The 1,402-nt window shown below is 72.8% G+C and carries 3 protein-coding genes; all 3 read right to left on the bottom strand.

Going from position 1 to position 1,402, the window contains the following annotated elements:
* Positions 1 to 405: DNA-formamidopyrimidine glycosylase family protein (locus AC0CYZ_RS14305; protein WP_472216409.1), on the bottom strand; the 405-nt coding region annotated here is incomplete at its 3' end.
* Positions 406 to 420: 15 nt separating this feature from the next.
* On the bottom strand, positions 421 to 867 hold the full coding sequence (locus AC0CYZ_RS14300) for a hypothetical protein (RefSeq protein WP_472216407.1): 447 nt from the start codon (positions 865 to 867) through the stop codon (positions 421 to 423).
* 10 nt (positions 868 to 877) lie between these two features.
* Positions 878 to 1,402 (bottom strand): alpha/beta fold hydrolase (locus tag AC0CYZ_RS14295; protein WP_472216405.1); only part of this gene is annotated, 525 nt, incomplete at its 5' end.

Below are 1,402 nucleotides of genomic sequence, written 5' to 3'. Positions count from 1 at the left end.
GATCCCCGGCACCGTCGCCGGGTCCGTCACGACGTAGACCGCGAGCCGCTTCTGCGTGCCGGCCTCGGTCAGGTCGAAGCCCGGCCCGCCGACGGTCTCGAGGTGCACCCGCAGCTCGAGCGGGCCCTTGCCCGGCTTCGGAGGCGTCGTGGAGGCCTGCTCGTGCCAGCGCAGCCACCCCGCACGGGAGAGGTGCACCACGAGGTGCACGTCGTCGAACTGCACGTCGAGGAACTTCCCGAAGCGCCCCGCACCGGTGACCAGGCGCCCGGTCAGGGCGGACAACGGCGGGTCGAAGGTCTTGAGCGCGGTCATGCTCGCCAGGTCGATGCGCGCGACCGGTCGCGCGAGCGCGTGCGTGCGCAGGTGCTCGGCGAGCGCCTCCACCTCGGGCAGCTCGGGCACGGCGGACCTCCGTCCCTACTGGGGTTGCAGCGGGCTGTTCGCGCGCGCCGGCGTGCCCCGCTTCTGCAATGTGCGGATGGCCTGCTTGAACTCGGCGCGGGCCTCGGTGCGGCCGCGGACGAACCCGCTCCACGCCTCGCCGATGCCCTCGTCGTCGTCGGGCCAGCGCCCGCCCTCGACCATGAGGCGGCGGGGCCGGCGCAGCGCCCAGCGCACCGGGAAGAACAGCGCGACGCCGAGCAGGATCACGACGACCCACCACGGGACGCTCACCGCCGGGACCTGGAACTTCCAGGCGATGAGGGCGAACCAGAGCAGCCCGAGCACGACGATGATGCCGATGACGGCCTTCCGGCCGCCCTCCTTCTCGTGCTCGAAGCCCTCGGAGCGGTCGCTCCACATGATCTTCATGTTCACGAGCCACACGCGTCCGTCGACGCCGGTGACCGTCTTCTCGCTCACCCCGACCACTCTAGGGCGCGTCGGGCGGCGGACCCAGGAAGTCCTCCACGACCCGACCGAGCTCGCGCGGGCGGGTCAGCAGGCCGAGGTGCCCGCCGTCGTGCAGGTGCACGGTGCCGCGCGGGAGCAGCGAGCCCATGATGTGCGCGTTCACGACCGGGATGACCGGGTCGCGGCGCCCGGCGAGCACCAGCGTCGGCGCCGTGATCATCGGCAGTACCGGCAGGCTGGTCCACGTGGTGAGCGCGAAGAGCTGGTGCAGGTACGCGGTCGCCCGCACCGGGTGGACGCGGGAGAACAGCGCGTCGACGGCGTCCTGGTCCTCCCCGACGTAGATCTCCCGCCCGACCGAGCGGCGGTAGGACCGGTCGTTGTAGCGCCGCGGGGTGAGCATGCGCGCCAGCACCCCGAAGCGGGCGGGCACCATCATCACGCCGGTCCCGGTGCTCACGAGCACGAGGCGCCCGACGCGGTGCGGGTACTGCAGCGCGAACTGCTGGGCGATGCCGCCGCCCCAGGAGAGGCCGAGGAGGTC

The organism is Actinomycetospora sp. (genome assembly GCF_055612215.1).
Note: the sequence above shows the minus strand (reverse complement) of the source record. Positions and strands in the feature narration are given on the sequence as shown.